This is a genomic window from gamma proteobacterium symbiont of Scutellera amethystina (genome assembly GCF_059730845.1).
In genome coordinates this window covers 3527862-3547266 of the sequence record NZ_AP035935.1, presented here as the reverse complement: position 1 = coordinate 3547266, position 19405 = coordinate 3527862, and the positions used below count along the sequence as shown (strand labels likewise).

The 19405-nt window shown below is 57.5% G+C and carries 18 protein-coding genes and 1 tRNA gene; 12 read left to right on the top strand and 7 right to left on the bottom strand.

Features of this window, described 5'->3' with window-relative positions:
• Window positions 1-1104, top strand: coding sequence for a M20 peptidase aminoacylase family protein (locus AC6I79_RS16770; RefSeq protein ID WP_159377341.1), 1104 nt, complete (start codon window positions 1-3; stop codon window positions 1102-1104).
• A 12-nt stretch (window positions 1105-1116) separates the two neighbouring features.
• Here AC6I79_RS16770 and AC6I79_RS16765 read toward each other — a convergent pair whose 3' ends face one another.
• Window positions 1117-1725, bottom strand: coding sequence for a hypothetical protein (locus AC6I79_RS16765; protein ID WP_159377340.1), 609 nt, complete (start codon window positions 1723-1725; stop codon window positions 1117-1119).
• Between the two features lie 315 nt (window positions 1726-2040).
• Here AC6I79_RS16765 and prfC point away from each other — a divergent pair, with 315 nt between their 5' ends.
• The 10 genes from prfC (at window position 2041) to mrdA (ending at window position 13595) form a co-directional block, all read left to right on the top strand.
• Window positions 2041-3630 carry a peptide chain release factor 3 gene (gene prfC, locus AC6I79_RS16760; RefSeq protein ID WP_021507661.1) on the top strand — a complete coding sequence of 530 codons (1590 nt, stop codon included), beginning with the start codon at window positions 2041-2043 and terminating at the stop codon, window positions 3628-3630.
• Between the two features lie 259 nt (window positions 3631-3889).
• On the top strand, window positions 3890-4480 hold the full coding sequence (gene osmY / locus AC6I79_RS16755) for a molecular chaperone OsmY (RefSeq protein ID WP_021507660.1): 591 nt from the start codon (window positions 3890-3892) through the stop codon (window positions 4478-4480).
• Between the two features lie 98 nt (window positions 4481-4578).
• Complete coding sequence (locus tag AC6I79_RS16750) at window positions 4579-4740, top strand: DUF1328 domain-containing protein (protein WP_007893192.1); 162 nt, start codon at window positions 4579-4581, stop codon at window positions 4738-4740.
• 178 nt (window positions 4741-4918) lie between these two features.
• Window positions 4919-5971, top strand: a complete 1053-nt coding sequence (locus AC6I79_RS16745; RefSeq protein ID WP_031279725.1) for a patatin-like phospholipase family protein — start codon at window positions 4919-4921, stop codon at window positions 5969-5971.
• Window positions 5968-6744: a TatD family hydrolase gene (locus AC6I79_RS16740; protein ID WP_059009415.1), complete on the top strand. Its 777-nt coding sequence runs from the start codon at window positions 5968-5970 to the stop codon at window positions 6742-6744. The genes AC6I79_RS16745 and AC6I79_RS16740 overlap by 4 nt, the downstream gene beginning before the upstream one ends.
• Before the next feature lie 413 nt (window positions 6745-7157).
• Window positions 7158-7937 (top strand): deoxyribose-phosphate aldolase, encoded by a 780-nt coding sequence (deoC, locus tag AC6I79_RS16735; protein WP_058770662.1) that lies wholly within the window; start codon window positions 7158-7160, stop codon window positions 7935-7937.
• A gap of 111 nt (window positions 7938-8048) precedes the next feature.
• Window positions 8049-9371, top strand: a complete 1323-nt coding sequence (deoA, locus tag AC6I79_RS16730) for a thymidine phosphorylase (protein WP_159377339.1) — start codon at window positions 8049-8051, stop codon at window positions 9369-9371.
• 94 nt (window positions 9372-9465) lie between these two features.
• Window positions 9466-10689, top strand: coding sequence for a phosphopentomutase (gene deoB, locus AC6I79_RS16725; RefSeq protein WP_159377338.1), 1224 nt, complete (start codon window positions 9466-9468; stop codon window positions 10687-10689).
• Between the two features lie 34 nt (window positions 10690-10723).
• On the top strand, window positions 10724-11437 hold the full coding sequence (gene deoD, locus AC6I79_RS16720; RefSeq protein WP_021507654.1) for a purine-nucleoside phosphorylase: 714 nt from the start codon (window positions 10724-10726) through the stop codon (window positions 11435-11437).
• 268 nt (window positions 11438-11705) lie between these two features.
• Entirely contained in the window at window positions 11706-13595 is a 1890-nt protein-coding gene (gene mrdA, locus AC6I79_RS16715; protein ID WP_159377337.1) for a penicillin-binding protein 2, read from the top strand.
• Here the strand turns inward: mrdA and AC6I79_RS16710 are convergent, their stop codons facing one another.
• From AC6I79_RS16710 to AC6I79_RS16690, 5 genes are all read right to left on the bottom strand, one after another.
• On the bottom strand, window positions 13596-14306 hold the full coding sequence (locus tag AC6I79_RS16710; RefSeq protein ID WP_021507652.1) for a GGDEF domain-containing protein: 711 nt from the start codon (window positions 14304-14306) through the stop codon (window positions 13596-13598).
• A complete protein-coding gene (locus AC6I79_RS16705; protein ID WP_021507651.1) occupies window positions 14303-14689 on the bottom strand; it encodes a DUF1987 domain-containing protein in 387 nt (128 codons plus the stop codon). The genes AC6I79_RS16710 and AC6I79_RS16705 overlap by 4 nt, the downstream gene beginning before the upstream one ends.
• Before the next feature lie 6 nt (window positions 14690-14695).
• Window positions 14696-15247: a SiaB family protein kinase gene (locus AC6I79_RS16700; protein WP_159377336.1), complete on the bottom strand. Its 552-nt coding sequence runs from the start codon at window positions 15245-15247 to the stop codon at window positions 14696-14698.
• 10 nt (window positions 15248-15257) lie between these two features.
• Window positions 15258-16481, bottom strand: a complete 1224-nt coding sequence (locus AC6I79_RS16695) for a SpoIIE family protein phosphatase (protein ID WP_159377335.1) — start codon at window positions 16479-16481, stop codon at window positions 15258-15260.
• 93 nt (window positions 16482-16574) lie between these two features.
• Window positions 16575-17900 (bottom strand): methyl-accepting chemotaxis protein, encoded by a 1326-nt coding sequence (locus AC6I79_RS16690; protein ID WP_159377334.1) that lies wholly within the window; start codon window positions 17898-17900, stop codon window positions 16575-16577.
• Window positions 17901-18093: 193 nt separating this feature from the next.
• On the opposite strand from AC6I79_RS16690, the gene AC6I79_RS16685 reads away from it, so the two are divergent.
• Window positions 18094-18169: transfer RNA gene (locus tag AC6I79_RS16685), tRNA-Phe, on the top strand.
• Between the two features lie 276 nt (window positions 18170-18445).
• On the opposite strand, the gene AC6I79_RS16680 is transcribed toward AC6I79_RS16685, so the two are convergent.
• Window positions 18446-19405 (bottom strand): tyrosine-type recombinase/integrase, encoded by a 960-nt coding sequence (locus tag AC6I79_RS16680; protein ID WP_498027442.1) that lies wholly within the window; start codon window positions 19403-19405, stop codon window positions 18446-18448.

Below are 19405 nucleotides of genomic sequence, written 5' to 3'. Positions count from 1 at the left end.
GTGTCCAGAGTTCTCGATCACTACCATTTTCTGCATGAAATCCCCGAGCTGGGGTTTCAGGAAGTTAAAACCTCGGCCTACATCGCCGGCCAGCTGGAACAGGCTGGCATTAAGGTCACGCGCGGCATCAACCAGACCACTGGCATCGTGGCAGAAATCGACAGCGGCGTGCCGGGCCCGGTGCTGGCATTGCGCGCCGACATGGATGCGCTCGGGCACGTGATCGACGGCGTTGCCTGCGCCCGCCATACCTGCGGCCATGACGGCCACTCGTCGGTGGTGCTGACCGCCGCGCAGGAGCTGCTGCAGGAAGGGGCCATCAAAAAAGGACGGCTGAAGCTGCTGTTCCAGCCGGCTGAAGAGCTGGGGGCCGGCGCGCTGGCGATGATTGAGGGCGGCGCGCTGGATGACGTGGAGATGATCCTCGGCTTCCATTTGCGCCCGCTGGAGGAGTGTCAGGTCGGGCAGGCGACGCCTGCGGTGATCTATTCAGCGTGCAGCACGCTGGAGGCCACCATTAAAGGTGTTCCGGCCCATGCCGCACGACCGCATCTGGGCATCAATGCGCTTGATGCGGCAGTCCAGGCGGTGCAGGCGGTGAACAGCATTCATCTGGCACCGGGCCTCACCTGGAGCGTAAAAGCGACGCGCTTCCTGTGCGACGCAGGCGTGACCAACTCGGTGCCGGACGAGGCGCGCGTGGTGTGGGATCTGCGTTCGCAGGAGAACGCGCCGATGGAACTGCTCAAAGAGAAAGTCAGCCAGGCGATTCAGCACAGCGTGGCCGCGCTGGGCGCAACCGCTGAAGTGGTGGTGCTGAAAGAGATGCCGGCGGCGGAAATTGATGCCGATGCCACCGCGCTGCTGAGCGCCGCGATTGTCGATGTGCTCGGCGAGCAGGGATTACTGGCGGCGAAAACCACGCCGGGCAGCGAGGATTTCTTCTACTATCCGGTGAAAAATCCGCAGGTGAAAGCCGGTTTCTGGGGGCTGGGAACCAATCTGGTGCCGGGACTGCACCATCCGCAGATGCGCTTTGAGCTGAGTTCGCTGGAGATCGGCGTGAAAATCTTCAAGGCGGCCGTGGTGCGCATGCTGGGGTAACGCGCCTCAGCGTTAGCCCGCGCCCACGGTCTGATTCCACACCATCTCATCGAGCAAAATCGAGCTGTGCTGGCTGGTCTCAATCACCAGTGAGACCGGCTTCATGCCGGCGAAGCAGAACACTTCGTGGCGCTTTTTGCTGGCGTTCAGGCGACGAAACGCCACGATGCGTCCGGCACAGTTGTAGAAGCGCACTTCGCTAAAGTAGGTGTTGAGACCGATGTAGCTCAGCACCAAATCGTGCAGTGGCGGCAAATCAAACTTCACCAGCGTCTGCCGCTCAATCACCAGCGCGCACTTGTCACTGTCGGCGTGATACGGTGCTAACGACACCGCGCCCCGGCGGGCAGTGACCGACAGCGCGGCGTCCAGCATGTACGGATACTCCGGGACAAAATGCTGACCGGCAGAAAAACCGGGGCGCGGCGTGAGCAGATAATGCAGGTGCGCTGGCAGGCTGCTGCGGGAAAAATCAGCGCGGCCGGTGGCTGGCACGGCGGCGTTATCCGGCGCGTTGATCAGCAGCATCTCGCCGGGTTTGCGGTACATCTGCGCGGGCGACGACAGGGCGGCGTTTCGGTGCGACGGGCTGTAGGTATGTGGGTTGAGCTGTAGAGTCATTTTGCGGTCCTTGCCGGGGTGACGGTTCCGGACAGGCATTCTCAGCCAGACATCGCTTAGTGTTTACAAGACATGTCCTGAACTGCGCGAGCATCGTCTCATCCTGCCGCAGATTCCCCCGCCTGCTGAAATATTGTATGCTATGCCGCCTCAATGCTGATGGGATAACCGGACTGCCGCCAATGTAGATCGCACACACCCTGCTGTGACCCGACGCGCATGCGTCGCCATTGGCACCGTTATCCGCCGGACTGGCTCCGGAATGATTTATTCGCAGCGCGCCGCCCGCACGTTGCCCTGAAGAAGAATTCACTCATGTCTATTGCTCCCTTTTTAGAAGAAGTGGCGCGCCGTCGTACCTTTGCGATTATCTCGCACCCGGACGCCGGTAAAACCACAATCACCGAAAAAGTCCTGTTGTTCGGACAGGCGATCCAGACCGCCGGTACCGTTAAAGGTCGCGGCTCCAGCCAGCATGCCAAATCAGACTGGATGGAGATGGAGAAGCAGCGCGGTATCTCCATCACCACCTCGGTGATGCAGTTCCCGTATCGCGACAGCCTGGTTAACCTGCTGGATACCCCCGGGCACGAAGACTTCTCGGAAGATACCTACCGTACGCTGACGGCGGTGGACTGCTGCCTGATGGTGATCGACGCCGCGAAAGGGGTTGAAGATCGTACCCGCAAGCTGATGGAAGTGACCCGTCTGCGCGACACGCCGATCATCACCTTCATGAACAAACTGGACCGCGACATTCGCGATCCGATGGAGCTGCTGGATGAGGTTGAGAGCGAGCTGAAAATCGCCTGTGCGCCGATCACCTGGCCGATTGGCTGCGGCAAGCTGTTCAAAGGCGTGTATCACCTCTACAACGACGAAACTTACCTGTATCAGAGCGGCAAAGGCCACACGATTCAGGAAGTGCGCGTGGTAAAAGGGCTGGCGAACCCGGAACTGGACGCGGCCGTCGGCGAAGAGCTGGCGCAGCAGCTGCGCGACGAGCTGGAGCTGGTGCAGGGCGCATCGCACGAGTTCGACAAAGAGCTGTTCCTGAGCGGCGAAATTACGCCGGTGTTCTTTGGTACCGCGCTGGGCAACTTTGGTGTCGATCACATGCTGGATGGTCTGGTTGCCTGGGCGCCGGCGCCAATGCCGCGCCAGACCGATACCCGCAAAGTCGAAGCCAAAGAGGAGAAGTTCAGCGGCTTCGTGTTTAAGATTCAGGCCAACATGGACCCGAAACACCGTGACCGCGTGGCCTTTATGCGCGTGGTGTCCGGCAAATATGAGAAGGGCATGAAGCTGCGTCAGGTGCGTACCGGTAAAGATGTGGTGATTTCCGACGCGCTTACCTTCATGGCGGGCGACCGTTCGCACGTTGAGGAAGCTTATCCGGGCGATATCATCGGCCTGCATAACCACGGCACCATCCAGATTGGCGACACCTTCACCCAGGGCGAAACCATGAAGTTCACCGGTATTCCGAACTTCGCCCCGGAACTGTTCCGTCGCATTCGCCTGCGCGATCCGCTGAAGCAGAAACAGCTGCTGAAAGGGCTGGTCCAGCTGTCGGAAGAGGGCGCCGTGCAGGTGTTCCGTCCGGTGCACAACAACGATCTGATCGTGGGTGCGGTGGGCGTGCTGCAGTTTGATGTGGTCGTGGCGCGTCTCAAGAGCGAGTACAACGTTGAGGCGATTTACGAGGCCATCAACGTGTCGACCGCCCGCTGGGTTGAATGCAGCGACGCGAAGAAGTTTGACGATTTCCAGCGCAAAAACGAGATCAACCTGGCGCTCGATGGCGGTGACAACCTCACCTATATCGCCCCGACCATGGTCAACCTCAACATCACGCAGGAGCGCTATCCTGACGTGACCTTCCGTAAAACGCGCGAACACTAAGTTCGCCGTCTTCACCGGGCTGCTGCTTTGTGCCGCCCGGTTTTCTCCGATACAGACTCCTCTTAATTGCGCTGCGGTTATCGCTTTTTGGCGAGATATCAACCACAAAAGCCAGCAAAAGCTGTAATCCCTACTATGATTATTCTGTCGGACGAGAAAACGGACCTGTGGGTCTGATTACGTCCATCACGCAGCAACGTGGTGTGTTGCTGGCGCATTCGCGGTTGCGAGTGGGTTAACTGATAGAAGGATGATATCGATGAATAAGACTAAGATTGCTAAAACCCTGATTGCTGCACTGGCCGGTACTGCGCTGTTAAGCGGCGCGGCAATGGCGGCTGATACCAGCAGCAGCGCGGGTTCCAAAATCGATAGTTCTATGAAAAAAGTCGATGGCTTTATGGATGACAGCGGCATCACCGCCAAAGCCAAAGCCGCGCTGGTGGACGATGAAGCAATTAAAAGTACGGATATCTCCGTCAAAACGCAGCAAGGCGTGGTTACGCTGAGCGGTTTTGTCACCTCGCAGGACCAGGCCGAGAAGGCTGTGGCGCTGGTGCAGAAGGTGGAAGGGGTTAAATCCGTCAGCGACAAACTACACGTCAGAGACAGCAAACAGAGTTCATTGAAAGGTTATGCAGGTGATGCAGCAACCACCAGTGAAATAAAAGCTAAACTTTTAGCAGATGACATTGTGCCATCGCGCAACGTGAAGGTGGAAACCACCGATGGCGTGGTACAGCTGTCCGGGGAAGTGGCGAATCAGGCCCAGTCCGATCGGGCTGAGAAGATCGCCAAAGCCATTGAAGGCGTGAAAAGCGTGAAGAATGACCTCAAGGTGAAATCTTAACGCAACCGGAACGGCATCACCAACGGTGCCGTTTCGTATTAAAAACAGTGATGTGAAGAATAAGCAGTTCGATTTTCACTATGGTAAAGGAGAGGCTTATGTTTCGTTGGGGTATTATCTTTCTGGTCATCGCTCTGATTGCTGCAGCATTAGGTTTTGGCGGTCTGGCGGGTACGGCAGCATGGGCAGCTAAAATTGTCTTTATTGTCGGTATTATTCTGTTCCTCGTGAGCCTGTTTACCGGGCGCAAACGACCCTGACCCACTGCGTTAACCATGTTAACCCGCTAGTCACATAAAGCGGAGGCCAGTCATTGCCACCATTGAAGGTGCGCCGCGACGATTGCAGGATGCGGTTGGTCAGGGAACGACAATGACTGGTTCTCCGGGATGCTGATTGAGCGCCTCCCTCAGAGCAGCAAACACTGAGGGACATCCATTGGGAATACGCATCCCGGTGTCGCTGGACACCTTTGAGCCACTGGCACTCACGCCATTCAAATCCAAAAAGATCGCACTGGTCTGCGAAGGCGGCGGGCAACGCGGCATCTTCACGGCGGGCGTACTGGATGAATTTCAGCGCGCAGGCTTTAACCCCTTTCAGTTAATGCTCGGCACCTCAGCCGGTGCACAAAACCTTTCAGCCTTTGTCTGTGCTCAGCCCGGTTATGCGCGGCGCGTGATTACCCGTTACACCACCAGTAAACTGTTTTTCGATCCGCTGCGTTTTGTACGCGGTGGCCACCTGATCGATCTTGACTGGTTAGTGGATATCACTAAACAGGAGTTCCCGCTGGCGCTGAGCAGCGCCGAAAGCCTGTTTGCCAAAGGCAGCGAATTTTACATGTGCGCCTGCCGCAGCGATGATTACAGCGCGCAGTATTTCAATCCCACCAACCTGACCTGGCATGACATCATTAAGGCTTCCAGCGCGATCCCCGGTTTCTACCGCAGCGGCGTGTTGATGGATGGCGTGAGCTATCTCGACGGCGGCATCAGCGACGCCATTCCGGTGCGCGAAGCGGCGCGGCGTGGCGCCGATACCATTGTGGTGATCCGTACCGTGCCGTCACAGATGGCGTATACGCCGAAGTGGTTTAAACGCATGGAGCGCTGGCTGAGCGACAGCGCCCTGCAGCCAATGATCAATATTCTGCATCAGCACGAAGAGAGCTACCGCCAGATTCAGCAGTTTATTGAACAGCCGCCGGATAATCTGCGCATCATTGAAATCTTTCCGCCAAAGCCGCTGGCCAGCATGGCGCTGGGCAGTCGTCTGGCGTCACTGAATCAGGATTATCATCTGGGCCGCCGCAGCGGGCGCTATTTCCTGGCGACGCTGGGCCAGTGGCTGAGCGATGCTGAACCGCTGGCGCGACCGATTGCCGTGACGCCGCCAGCCGCCGTCGCCAACGCGCCGGATAACCGGCCGGTCAGCACGCCGCCGCTGGCGGGTAATGACGCCGATTACGATGCAGGATCGCTGGCATGAGATTTATCGACACCCACTGCCACTTTGATTTTCCGCCATTTGTCACCGCTGCCGAACACAGTATCGCGCAGGCGGCGCAGGCGGGTGTGGAACGCATCATCGTGCCGTGCGTGGATGCCAGCCGTTTTGCCGTGGTGAGCCAGCTGGCGCAGCAGCATCCGGCGCTGTATAGCGCGCTCGGGCTGCACCCGATCAATATTGCGCAACATCAGGATGACGATCTCGATCGCCTTGAGCAGTACCTGCAAACGCCGGATGCAAAACGCGTGGCGATGGGGGAAATCGGGCTGGATCTGTATATGGAAGCGCCGGATTTTGCGCGGCAAACCCGGCTGCTGGAGGCGCAGCTGAAGCTGGCAAGGCGCTATGATTTGCCGGTGATCCTGCATTCGCGACGTACGCACGATCAGCTGGCGCAGCATCTGCGCCGTCACGACGTGCCGCGACGCGGCGTGGTGCACGGCTTTGCCGGTAGCCAGCAGCAGGCGGAGCGTTTCATCGCCCTTGGCTACGCGATTGGTGTCGGCGGCACCATTACCTATACGCGCGCCAGCAAAACCCGCCACACCATCGCCAGCCTGCCATTGCAGGCGCTGCTGCTGGAAACCGATGCGCCGGATATGCCGCTGCACGGTTTTCAGGGCCAGCCAAATCGCCCGGAGCGCGCGCGTAATGTGTTCGAAGTATTGTGCCAGCTGCGCCCGGAACCGCCCGATGAGATCGCCGATGCGCTGTGGCACAACAGCCTGCGTTTGTTCGCCCTGCCGGATTGAGTATTGATCCTGCGCCTGCCGCCCTCTCACTTTATCTAATAGCGCCATCACGGTTAATGGCCGTTGCAATTGTGCCAGCGGCGCAATTTCTTGCGCGATGAATCGCGTCGCTGCAACGCCTCTGCCACTTCTGATGATCTGCTGACAACTCCCGCTCTGTCGCAAATTAACTACGCTTTAACGATATCCGATACCTTTTTGCGGCAACGTTTGTGATAATAATCACAATCGCATCATGCCGCGCTGTTCGGCAAAATAGCGATTTAATGTGATTAAAATCGCTAAATGCATGTATATCAGAGCGCGGTTTCCTTTTCCTTGTGACAAACCTCGCAATTCCACGCGGCGTGGTTTGTTATAATTATCACATTCTCCGGTGAGCAGATTTCACCGGCCTGACTTTGGAGAGCACCATGACCGATCTGAACGCGGCCGCGCAGCGCGCGCTGCAACTGATGGACCTGACCACCCTGAACGAAGACGACACCGATGAAAAAGTGATCGCGCTGTGCCATCAGGCGAAATCACCGGCCGGTAACACGGCGGCGATCTGTATCTATCCGCGCTTTATCCCGATTGCACGTAAGACGCTGCGCGAGCAGGGCACGCCGGAAATTCGTATCGCGACCGTCACTAACTTCCCGCACGGTAACGACGACATCGACATCGCGCTGGCGGAAACCCGTGCGGCAATCGCCTATGGCGCGGATGAAGTTGACGTGGTGTTCCCGTACCGTGCGCTGATTGCCGGTAATCGTGACGTCGGCTTTGCGCTGGTAAAAGCCTGTAAAGAGGCCTGCGCGGCGGCGAACGTGCTGCTGAAAGTGATCATCGAAACCGGCGAGCTGAAAGAGGAAGCGCTGATTCGTGCGGCGTCCGAAATCGCGATCGATGCCGGCGCGGATTTCATCAAAACCTCTACCGGTAAAGTGCCGGTCAACGCCACGCCAGAGGTGGCGGCGATCATGATGCAGGTAATCCGTGACAAAGGCGTGCAGCAGCAGGTGGGCTTCAAACCGGCTGGCGGCGTGCGCACGGCGGAAGATGCCGCTATCTACCTGCAGCTGGCCGACGATATCCTCGGCAGCGGCTGGGCGGATGCGCGTCATTTCCGCTTCGGCGCTTCCAGCCTGTTAGCCAGCCTGCTGAATACCCTGGGCCACGCTACGGCGACCAGCAAAGCCGGTTATTGATCCACGCGGTCGCCAAAATGGCGGCCCACGGTGTTACTGCCGTCAGGTGCGCATTGCTGCGCAGCTGGCGGCTGTCATTCAGCGATACATCGCTTTTCCGGGGAGGCAACCTTGTTCCTGCCACAAGAAATTATTCGTAAAAAACGCGACGGCCAGCCGCTGAGCGAAGCGGAAATCCGCTTTTTCATCAATGGCGTGCGTGATAACAGCGTGTCTGAAGGGCAAATCGCCGCGCTGGCGATGACGATTTATTTTCATGACATGAACCTGGAAGAGCGCGTGGCGCTGACCATGGCGATGCGCGATTCCGGCACGGTGCTCAACTGGCAGGCGCTGAATCTCAACGGACCGATTGTTGATAAACATTCGACCGGCGGCGTGGGCGATGTCACTTCGCTGATGCTGGGTCCGATGGTGGCGGCCTGCGGCGGCTACGTGCCTATGATTTCCGGGCGCGGCCTCGGCCACACCGGCGGCACGCTGGATAAGCTGGAAGCCATTCCCGGCTTCGATATCTTCCCCAGCGACGATCGCTTCCGTCAGATCATCAAACAGGTCGGCGTTGCCATTATCGGTCAGACCAATTCGCTGGCGCCGGCGGATAAGCGGTTCTACGCCACGCGCGATATCACCGCCACTGTGGATTCTATTCCGCTGATCACCGCCTCGATCCTCGCCAAAAAATTAGCCGAAGGATTAGACGCGCTGGTGATGGATGTCAAAGTCGGATCCGGGGCGTTTATGCCAACCTCTGAGGCCTCGCAGCAGCTGGCGCAGGCGATTGTCGGCGTCGCTAACGGTGCGGGATGCAAAACCACCGCGCTGCTCACCGACATGAACCAGGTGCTGGCGTCGAGCGCCGGTAATGCGCTGGAAGTGCGTGAAGCGGTGCATTTCCTCACCGGCGAGGCGCGCAATCCGCGGCTGCTGGAGGTCACGCTGGCGCTGTGCGCTGAGATGCTGATCTCCGGCAAACTGGCGGCGAACGAAGCCGAAGCGCGGCAAAAACTGCAGCAGGTGCTGGATAACGGTAAAGCGGCTGAGGTGTTTGCCCGTATGGTGGCGGCGCAGAACGGCCCGACGGATTTCATCGAGCAGATGGACCGCTACCTGCCGGCACCGATGCTGAGCAAAGCGGTGTACGCCGATCGTCCCGGTATCGTCAGCGCCATGGATACGCGGGCGCTGGGCATGGCGGTGGTGGCGCTGGGCGGTGGCCGTCAGCGCGCCAGCGACAGCATTGATTACAGCGTGGGCCTCAGCGACATGATCACGCTGGGCAGTGAGGTCAATGCGCAGCAGCCGCTGGCGGTGATTCATGCCGCATCGGAAGCGCAGTGGCAGCAGGCCGCTGCGGCAGTGAAAGCGGCGATAACGCTCAGCGACCACGCTCCGGAGGCCACGCCGGTGGTGTATCGCCGCATCAGCGAATAGTGGCGTAACTGCGTGCCAGGCAGCGGCCGTTCGGGTATACTGATCTGATCGCTTTTTTTTGACTTGTCATCGCGCTATGGCGCAGGAGACTTGCATGAAACGTGCTTTTATTATGGTTCTCGACTCCTTCGGGATTGGTTCCAGCAAAGACGCCGATAAATTCGGTGATGAAGGATCGGATACGCTCGGCCATATCGCCGAAGCGTGCTTTGAAGGCCGCGCCAATGAAGGCCGCGAAGGTCCGCTGCATCTGCCCAACATGACCGCGCTCGGCCTTGGCAAAGCGGCGGAACTCTCAACCGGCCGCTTTCCGCCGGGACTGGATCCGCAGGCGGAAATTATCGGCGCGTACGCCTACGCCAGCGAACTCTCTTCGGGCAAAGATACGCCGTCCGGCCACTGGGAAATCGCCGGGGTGCCGGTGCTGTTTGACTGGGGCTACTTCAGCGACAAAGAGAACAGCTTCCCGCAGGAGCTGCTGGATACGCTGGTAAAACGCGCCGATCTGCCGGGCTACCTCGGCAACTGCCACTCCTCCGGCACGGTAATTCTTGACCAGCTGGGCGAGGAGCACATGAAAAGCGGCAAGCCGATTTTCTATACCTCGGCAGATTCGGTGTTCCAGATTGCCTGTCATGAAGAGACCTTTGGCCTCGATCGCCTGTACGCGCTGTGTGAAATTGCCCGTGAAGAGTTGACCAACGGCGGCTATAACATTGGCCGCGTAATCGCGCGTCCGTTTGTCGGCGATAAAGCCGGTAACTTCCAGCGCACCGGTAACCGTCACGATCTGGCGGTCGAACCACCGGCACCAACCATGCTGAAAAAGCTGGTGGATGAGAAGGGTGGCGAAGTGATTTCAGTGGGTAAAATCGCTGATATCTACGCGGAGCAGGGCATCACGCAAAAAGTTAAAGCCACCGGTCTGGATGCGCTGTTTGACGCCACCATTGAGCAGATGAAGAAGGCGCCGGACAACTCGATAGTGTTCACCAACTTCGTCGATTTTGACTCGACCTGGGGCCATCGCCGCGATATCGCCGGTTATGCCGGGGGGCTGGAGCTGTTTGACCGCCGTCTGCCGGAGCTGATGGCGCTGGTGAAAGAGGGCGATATCCTGATCCTCACCGCTGACCACGGCTGCGATCCGAGCTGGCACGGTACCGAGCACACGCGCGAGCACATCCCGATTCTGATCTACGGTCCAAAAGTAAAACCGGGCTCGCTGGGTTACCGCGATACCTTCGCCGATATCGGCCAGACTATCGCCAGCTATTTTGGCCTGTCCAGCATGGACTACGGCAAAAGCTTGCTGTAAAACAGCCACCACTTTTTCATAAGGAAGAACAACAATGGCAACTCCTCATATTAATGCCGAAATGGGCGATTTCGCGGACGTGGTGCTGATGCCAGGCGATCCGCTGCGTGCAAAACACATTGCCGAGACTTTCCTCGACGATGTGGTCGAAGTGAATAACGTACGCGGCATGCTGGGCTTCACCGGGACTTACAAAGGCCGCAAAATCTCCGTGATGGGCCACGGTATGGGTATTCCATCCTGCTCGATCTACACCAAAGAGCTGATCACCGATTTCGGCGTGAAGAAGATCATTCGTGTCGGTTCCTGCGGTGCCGTGCGTGCAGACGTGAAACTGCGTGATGTGGTGATTGGTATGGGTGCCTGCACCGATTCAAAAGTTAACCGCATGCGTTTCAAGGATCACGATTTTGCCGCCATCGCGGATTTCGACATGGTGCGTAACGCGGTTGACGCGGCTAAAGCGCTGGGCGTGGACGCGCGCGTCGGTAACATCTTTTCCGCTGATTTGTTCTATACGCCGGACCCGCAGATGTTCGACGTGATGGAGAAGTACGGCATCCTCGGTGTGGAGATGGAAGCGGCCGGCATCTACGGTGTGGCGGCAGAGTTCGGTGCCAAAGCGCTGACTATCTGTACCGTGTCGGATCACATCCGTACGCACGAGCAAACCACCGCAGCAGAGCGTCAGACGACGTTCAACGATATGATTAAGATCGCGCTGGAGTCGGTGCTGCTGGGGGATTGATTTTCCTGGGTTTTTCTTCGCCCTCACCCTAACCCTCTCCCGCCCGCGGGAGAGGGGACCGATCGAGCAACGGTTAATGCCTGCGCGCGGGAGAGGGGACCGATCGGGCAACGTTTATTAGCCGGTCAACGCCCCGTCCCGCATTCCTGACGCAGCCGCTCCACCGTAAACATCTGACACACTTTTACCCAGGCTTGTGCATCTTCCTGCTGGCTCTGCGGCGATCTCTCCCTATCATTAGCGTGATAATGAAGAGACTAAGCCCCTGATGAATTTCCGCAATTTCGAAGCTGAAGAGAAACTGTTTGTGCGCCGCGCGCTGGTGGCGTTTGCCCTGGTTGTTATCTGCTTCACCATTCTTGGCATCAACCTGTATCGCTTACAGGTGGAGCAGCACAGCTATTACCAGACACGTTCCAACGAGAACGACATCAAAATGATCCCCATCGCGCCAACGCGCGGGCTGATTTTCGATCGCAACGGCATCCCGCTGGTGCGCAACGTTACCTGGTACGACATCCTCGTCACGCCGTACAAAATCGACAACATGCAGGCGACGCTGAAGGCGCTGACGCCTATCGTCGATCTGACACCGGATGATATCGAAACCTTTGAGCATGAACTGAAGCAGAGCAGCCGCTATAAACCGGTGGAGCTGAAGGCCGAGCTCACCGACGAAGAGGTGGCGCGCTTCTCGGTCAATCAGTTCCGCTTCACCGGCGTCACCATTGATACCTATCAGGATCGGGAATACCCGTACGGCGCCGATCTGGCGCACGTGGTCGGCTACGTGTCGAAGATTAACGATAACGATTACAAGCGGCTCAATGCCGAGGGCGTCGGGGAGAATTACGCCGCCGACCACAACATCGGTAAGCAGGGCATTGAGGGCTACTACGAATCTCTGCTGCACGGCAAAACCGGCTATCAGGAAGTGGAAGTGGATAACCACGGCCGCATCGTGCGCGTGCTGAAAGAGGTGCCGCCGGTAGCGGGCAAAAACATCTGGCTGACGCTGGATCTGCATCTGCAGCAGTATGTGGAGAGCCAGCTGGCCGGGCAGCGTGCGGCGGTGCTGATTGAGGACCCGCACGATGGCGGCGTGCTGGCGATGGTCTCCAGCCCGAGCTACGATCCCAACCCGTTCGTGAAGGGCATCAGCTACAAAGCCTATAAAACGCTGCTGCAGGATAAAAACCTGCCGCTGATCAATCGCGTCACCCAGGGGCTGTATCCACCGGCATCCACGGTAAAACCCTACATGGCGATGTCGGCGCTGCTGAGCAAAGTGATTACGCCGGGCACCACCTTCTTTGGTGCGCCGACCTGGACGCTGCCGGGCACCGATCGCAAATACCGCGACTGGAAAAAGTCCGGCCACGGCATGCTCGACGTCACCAAAGCGATTGAAGAGTCCGCCGATACCTTCTTCTATCAGGTGGCGTTCATGATGGGCATCGACCGCATCCACAGCATGCTCAGCCAGTTCGGCTACGGCAAACCTACCGGTATCGATTTGAATGAAGAGTACGCCGGGCTGCTGCCAAGCCGCGAATGGAAGCAGAAAGTGCATAAACATACGTGGTATCAGGGCGATACGGTATCGGTGGGCATCGGCCAGGGCTACTGGATTGCCACGCCGATTCAGATGGTGAAAGCCATGGTGGCGCTGATCAATAACGGCCGGGTGATTAATCCGCACCTGCTGGCCAAAGCACAGCGCGGCACCTGGCAGCAGGTTTACCAGCCGACCGCGCCGCAGCCGCAGATTGGCGATGCGAAATCACCGTACTGGTCGCTGGTGCGCCACGCCATGTTTGGTATGGCCAACGCGCCTAACGGCACCGGTTATAAATATTTCCATACCGCGCCGTACGGCATCGCCGCCAAGTCCGGTACGTCGCAGGTGTTTAGCCTGAAGCAGAACCAGACTTACAACGCGAAGATGATTCCGGTGCGCCTGCGCGACCACATTTTCTATACCGCCTTTGCGCCGTTTAACAACCCGCAGGTGGCGGTGGCGCTGATTCTGGAAAACGGCGGTAACGAAGGCATTACGGCCGCGCCGGTGATGCGCAATATCCTCGACCACATCTTCCTGCCGCCGCCGGATAGCAGCGTGCCGATGCAGACGGCCAGCACCGCGCAGGCGCGCTGATCAGCGGAAAAATACCCGGTTGCGGCCGTGGTGTTTGGCATCGTAGAGCGCAGCATCGGCATTGCTGTACAGCGTGTCGAAATCGGAGCCCGGCTTGCCGTAGCTCACGCCGAGGCTGGCGGTCACCAGTTGCTGCGGCAGCACCGCCAGCGGCGAGGCGTTAAGCGAGGCGTGGATCGCACCGGCGACAATCACCGCGTCGGACAGACGATAGTGCGGCAGCAGCACGGTAAACTCTTCGCCGCCGATGCGGCCAATGCTGGCGCCGGCCGGGCAGTGCGCCTGAATGCGCGTCACCAGCCCGCAAATCACCTTATCGCCCATCGGATGGCCGTATTCGTCATTGATCTTCTTGAAGTGGTCGATATCCAGAATGATCAGCGCCGCCGGGCCGCTCTCCAGCGTCTGGCTGATGCGCTGAATAATCGCGCCGCGATTCCACACCGCCGTTAGCGGATCGTGGCTGGCTTTGTACTCCAGCTCCTGCGCCAGCTGGTTTAACTGCTCATTTACGCGGTTCAGCTCGCGCTCCGCGCGATCGCTGCGGGAGATCAGCCGCCAGGTTTCGCGCATCAGGCGCTGATAGTGGCGATTCAGGTGCAGCAGCGCCTCGCGGTAATCCTGCGCGCTCAGCGTGTTTTGCGCCGCCACATGCTGTGAGCGATTCAGCACCTCGCTCTCTTCACGGAACAGCTCATTGAGGTCCATCATGACGCCAGTTCCGCCTGCAGATTAACCTGCAGATCGGTAAAATCCAGCGCCAGTTCCTGACCAAACTCTTCCGCGATGTCATCTTCCGCATCAAACAGCCAGTTCAGCGTGACGCGCTGACCGCGCTGCGCCAGCTGGTTGAACAGATCGAACAGGCTGAACAGCATTTTAGTGCTGGAGCTGTTGAAGTAGCGCAGCGCGATAGTGACGACCACCGCGTCGTTGTCGGTGGGTTGCCACTGCTCAAGGGCATCCAGCAGCGGGCGATAAAACGCCGCCGCGTTCTCCGGCCACGACTCGCCGCGCAGCGCAAACTGGCGGGTGGCAAAATCAAAACTCACTTCGGGCGTGCTCTCAGTGGCAGCGATAATCAGGTTTTGCATACAACCTCAATCCTGGTGAATGGTGGCTTTAAGCCAAAACGTGGCGTAGCCGCTGGCGGGCAGCGGACGCAGTTCATACTCCAGCGGCTCACTGACATCACGGGCAAGCGTCAGCAAACCGATATTGGCCCCTTTGCTGGTGGCGGGGCTCTCGGTGCGCAGACCGACACGGTAGGCCTGCTTAATTTCGTCGTTACTCATGGTACGCAGCAGATCGAGCCAGTCGCGCAGCTGCTCGCAGGCGGCCTGTTCGACCTGATTACTGCTCTCCAGCACGTAGTTATCGCCATCCACGTGCAGCGTTACGGTGCCAAAGCGAAAGTGCTGTTCGGCGTGGCTCAGGGTACGGCTGTCCTGCGAATAGCGCAGGATATTCTGCACAATCTCGACAAAGCTGGAGAACAGCCGGCGGCGCACTTTCAGCGGGGCCTGCTGGTTTTCCAGAAACACTTTGATCACTTCACCCATCGCGGTGATGTTCTGCGGCGAAAAGAAGCCGGTATAGTGCAGCGCAACGCTGTCGGGCGGCAGGTGCGTGCCGGTGGAAGCTGGAGGCATAAGAGGCTCGTTAATAACGCAGGCCAAACCAGGTGACGTCATCGCGTCGCGGCTGGTTGCCCTGCCAGTGAAGAAATGCCTGCGCAAACGCCGTGGAGAGCTCGGCCATCGGCAGGGTTTTATGTTGTGCAATGACCGTCTGAATCCGCTTTTTACCGAACATAATCTGCCGCGCGCCGCCGGGTTGATCGGTCACGCCGTCGCTCATCACCAGCAGCACATCGCCGGGCTGCAGTGTGCGCTGCTGCTGCGGCCAGCAATAGTCGTGCGGCGTATCGGTGTAGCCAACGCCGACGCGATCGGCCTGCAGCGCGGCTGCTTCACCCTGAATCGGCTGCAGCACCGCGTGCATGCGCGCGCTGGCCCAGCTCAGTTGATGGCTGGCCGTCTCCAGCCGCAGCGCAATCGCATCGCAGCCGTCGTTGGACAGCGAAGTCTGCTGCGAGGCATTAAGCTGGCCCAGGGTTTGTTTGATATGGCGGTTAAGCGCCTGCAGCAGGGCAGACGGCGTACGATGGTTGTGCTGCAGCGCACGCTCCAGCGCTGCATGCAGAATCACCGTCATAAACGCGCCGGGAATGCCGTGACCGGTGCAGTCGGCAATCAGCGCCAGCCAGCCGTGCTCGTCGCGGTGAAAGGCGTAATAGTCGCCGCCCACGCCGTCGCGCGGCTGCCAGTGCAGGCACCAGTCGCTCAGCTGCTGCGCCATCTGCTGCCGCGAGCGGTCCAGCATCGCGTCCTGAATCACCCGCGCGTAATCGATGCTCTGTAAAATTTGCTGATGCTGCTGCGCCTGCAAATCGGAGACGGTACGAATCAGGTCGATACCCAGACCGATGCCAATATAGCGGCCCTGTTCAGTCACGATAAAACCATCAGTCACTGATTTATCCCCGCTGGCGACCACCTGCTGCGCGACCCGATCGAGTTCGGTTTCGGCATCGATCACCAGCGGTTGTTTATCCATAAAGGCGATACAGCTTTTACGATCGTACAGCTCGCGGAAGAACGGGCGCGTCATTTGCGACAGAAAGATGTGGCGGTTAATCATGCCGAACGGCGTGCCGTTTTCCACCACCGGCAGGCCAATCAAATCTTTGTGTTCGCTAAACAGCGCCATTACCGCCGTGTTGTCCATCGCTGGCGTGACGAACGGCACCGCAATACACAGCGAACGCGCGCGGGCACGACCCGTCAGGGCGCTAAGCCCGGTGCGGAAATCAGGCTGCTGCATGAGAAAAAGTCTGGCGTTGATTAGGAATAATCTTAGGTTACGGCACGGCGATGACACTTTTATGTCACCGCCGGCCAGCGCACGCTGCTGCGCTTACTGCGGGGCTTTTAGCGCATCGGCGACGTTGCTGATGGCGCGCACCACCTCACTGGAGCTGCCGCGAATTTCGGCAATCACACCGCCCGCCTGCTGCGCGAGCACTACGCCCTGATCGGCACGTTTCAGGTTCGAAGCGATGCCTTTCTGCGCCTTATCCGCCAGCAGGTGGTTATGCCTCACCCGATTCTCGATTTCGCTGGTGGCGCGATTGATGTTCGCCGCGAGGGTGCGCACTTCACTGGCAACCACGGCGAAGCTGCGGCCATGCTGACCGGCGCGCGCGGCTTCCACCGCCGCATTGAGCGCCAGCAGATTGGTTTGGTCGGCAATACGGCGAATACTCTCCACGATGGCGCCGATGCGATCGGAAGAGTCGCTTAGGTCATTAATATTACCAGAAATACCGTGCAGTTCGCTGGCCAGCGCATTGATATTCTGCACGCTGTTCTCAATGACGGCTGCACCCTGTTGTGTGCTTTCGCTGGTATGCAGCGCGGTTTGCCAGGCCTGCTGCGCGGCTTCGCGCTCCAGCTGGTTTTTTTCAACCTGCGCGGTAACGTCGGTGGCGAACTTCACCACTTTGTACAGCTCGCCGGCGCTGTTAAACACCGGATTATAGGTGGCGCGCAGCCAGACGGTGTTGCCCTGCTTATTGACGCGCTCGAACTGGCCGGAGATATATTCACCCTGATTGAGCTTGTGCCAGAAGCGGCGATAGGCCTCGCTGGTGCGCATTTCGGGCGGACAGAACAGGCTGTGATGGCGACCGATGATCTCATCAGCGCGATAGCCCATGGTATTAAAGAAGTTATCGTTGGCCATCAGCACTTCACCTTTGAGGTTGAAAGCAATCACCGCCATCGAGCGCTCAATGGCGGTGGTCATGGCGCGCTGCTCCTGCGCATCCATGATGCGTGCGGTGATATCACTCGCCAGCTTAACGATTTTAATCACCCGACCGTGGCGATCCTGCACCGGTACGTAGTTGGCTTCCAGCCAGATCGGACGGCTGTGCTTCGCCACGCGCAAAAACTTATCGCTGAAGCCTTCGCCGCGATTCAGACGCTGCCAGAACTCGCGATACTGCGGTGACTGCACCATATCTGGCGTGCAGAACAGGCTGTGATGCTGGCCGACAATTTCTGCCAGCGTGTAGCCCATGCGCTCCAGAAACAGCGCGTTGGCGGTAAGGATGTGACCATCAGGCGTAAACTCAACCATGGCGATGGCCTCCTGCAGCGAACTGAGCGTTGCGCTGCTGTGACTGCGTTTCTGCCACGCGAGGCGCGACAGGATTCCCGATGTAATAGTGCTGAACATGGTGGACCTTATTATGGTTATGGGATGTCAGCACGGTTATCGGCGTGAGTGGCTAAAAATTCACCGCTAAATGACGCGGTTGCGCAGGTTTTTACCATCGGGTCCGGCGGTTGCTGCAAAAGGCAGCAGTCAGCTGATTTTTACCGAAAAGCGTTTGACGGTACGGCGCGAGTAAGGTTTAATGCGCCCCGTTGCCCGGATAGCTCAGTCGGTAGAGCAGGGGATTGAAAATCCCCGTGTCGGTGGTTCGATTCCGCCTCCGGGCACCACTCTTCAGAGCCTGTTCGTTAGGGGTTGAGATCCTTAACGGGCATGACAGTGGTCCCCAGCATGATGTTGGTAGTTTGCTTACCGCACCATTGTTGAACACGGGACTTAAAGTCCGGAGGATGTTGTAGCATCCTCTGGACTTCTCACATCCTTAAAAAATACTTCAGCATCGTATTTACCTTTAGAAATGTTTTCTGTCAATCTTTTGTAAAGGTTTGCCTCCCTTTTTTTCCTCTTCAAGAATCATATCGTTAAGATTTGACTTAAGATTACTCTTAGGCCACCTCCAGCTGTTCGAGAACGCTCCTAACCTTGTTAATGTCGCTTTCAACGTATTGCAGAGTGACTGCAGGCGATGAATGGCCCAGAAGATCCTGAGCCATTTTTAGGTTTCGGTCAGGCATACTCATCAGATTTGTAGCTATGGTGTGCCGGAATCGATGAGGACTTACAACAAAGCCACATTCGTTTGAAAGCCGGCGAAAAAATGCACGCAATGGTGGATTATCCATGTTTTCACTTGTCTCATTCCTGCGACCATCAAATCGGGATAAATTGAAAAGCTGATCCTCCATCTTTGCTCCTCTTTCCAGAGAACGGTTATAAAGCATTTCTAATCTTGGTCTCAGATGACGTGTGATCGGAACAAGATGTTCGCGATGGTTTTTTGCTCCTTCCGGTCGAAGGCTTATCCAGTTATGCATAAAATTAACGTCACATAATCGTATATGCAGAAGCTGATTCTGCCTCATCCCTGTCCTTCGTAAAGCATCCAACACGGTAAGCCAGAACCATGCAGGCCTCAATGCCGACCTGTGGTTATAGTTTTTACCATACTGTTCATCCGCCTCCCTGGCCTCCATTAAAAGATATATTTTATTAATCTGGATATCAGTCAGGGTTTTCTTTCGCTTTACATCTGGCCGTGCAATCTTGCCATTAAAGGGATTTTTGGCTGTCGAAATATAACCTTCCTCTATCGCAAAATTGAACAATGCTCTCATGTGTGTGAGCTTATTGTTCCATGTGGTTTTTGTTAGACCCTCAACATTAATTACATGTCTGCGCCAGTTTAAAACCAACCCGTCATCAACATCAGCAGGAGATATGGCTGCTCCAGCAAAGTTCAGGAAAGTCTTTAATACTTTTCTGTAACTCCATTCAGTTGCAACTCGAAGAGTTTTACTAAAAAAATATCCTTCAATAAGTTCATCAAATGAACATGAATCTTTCAT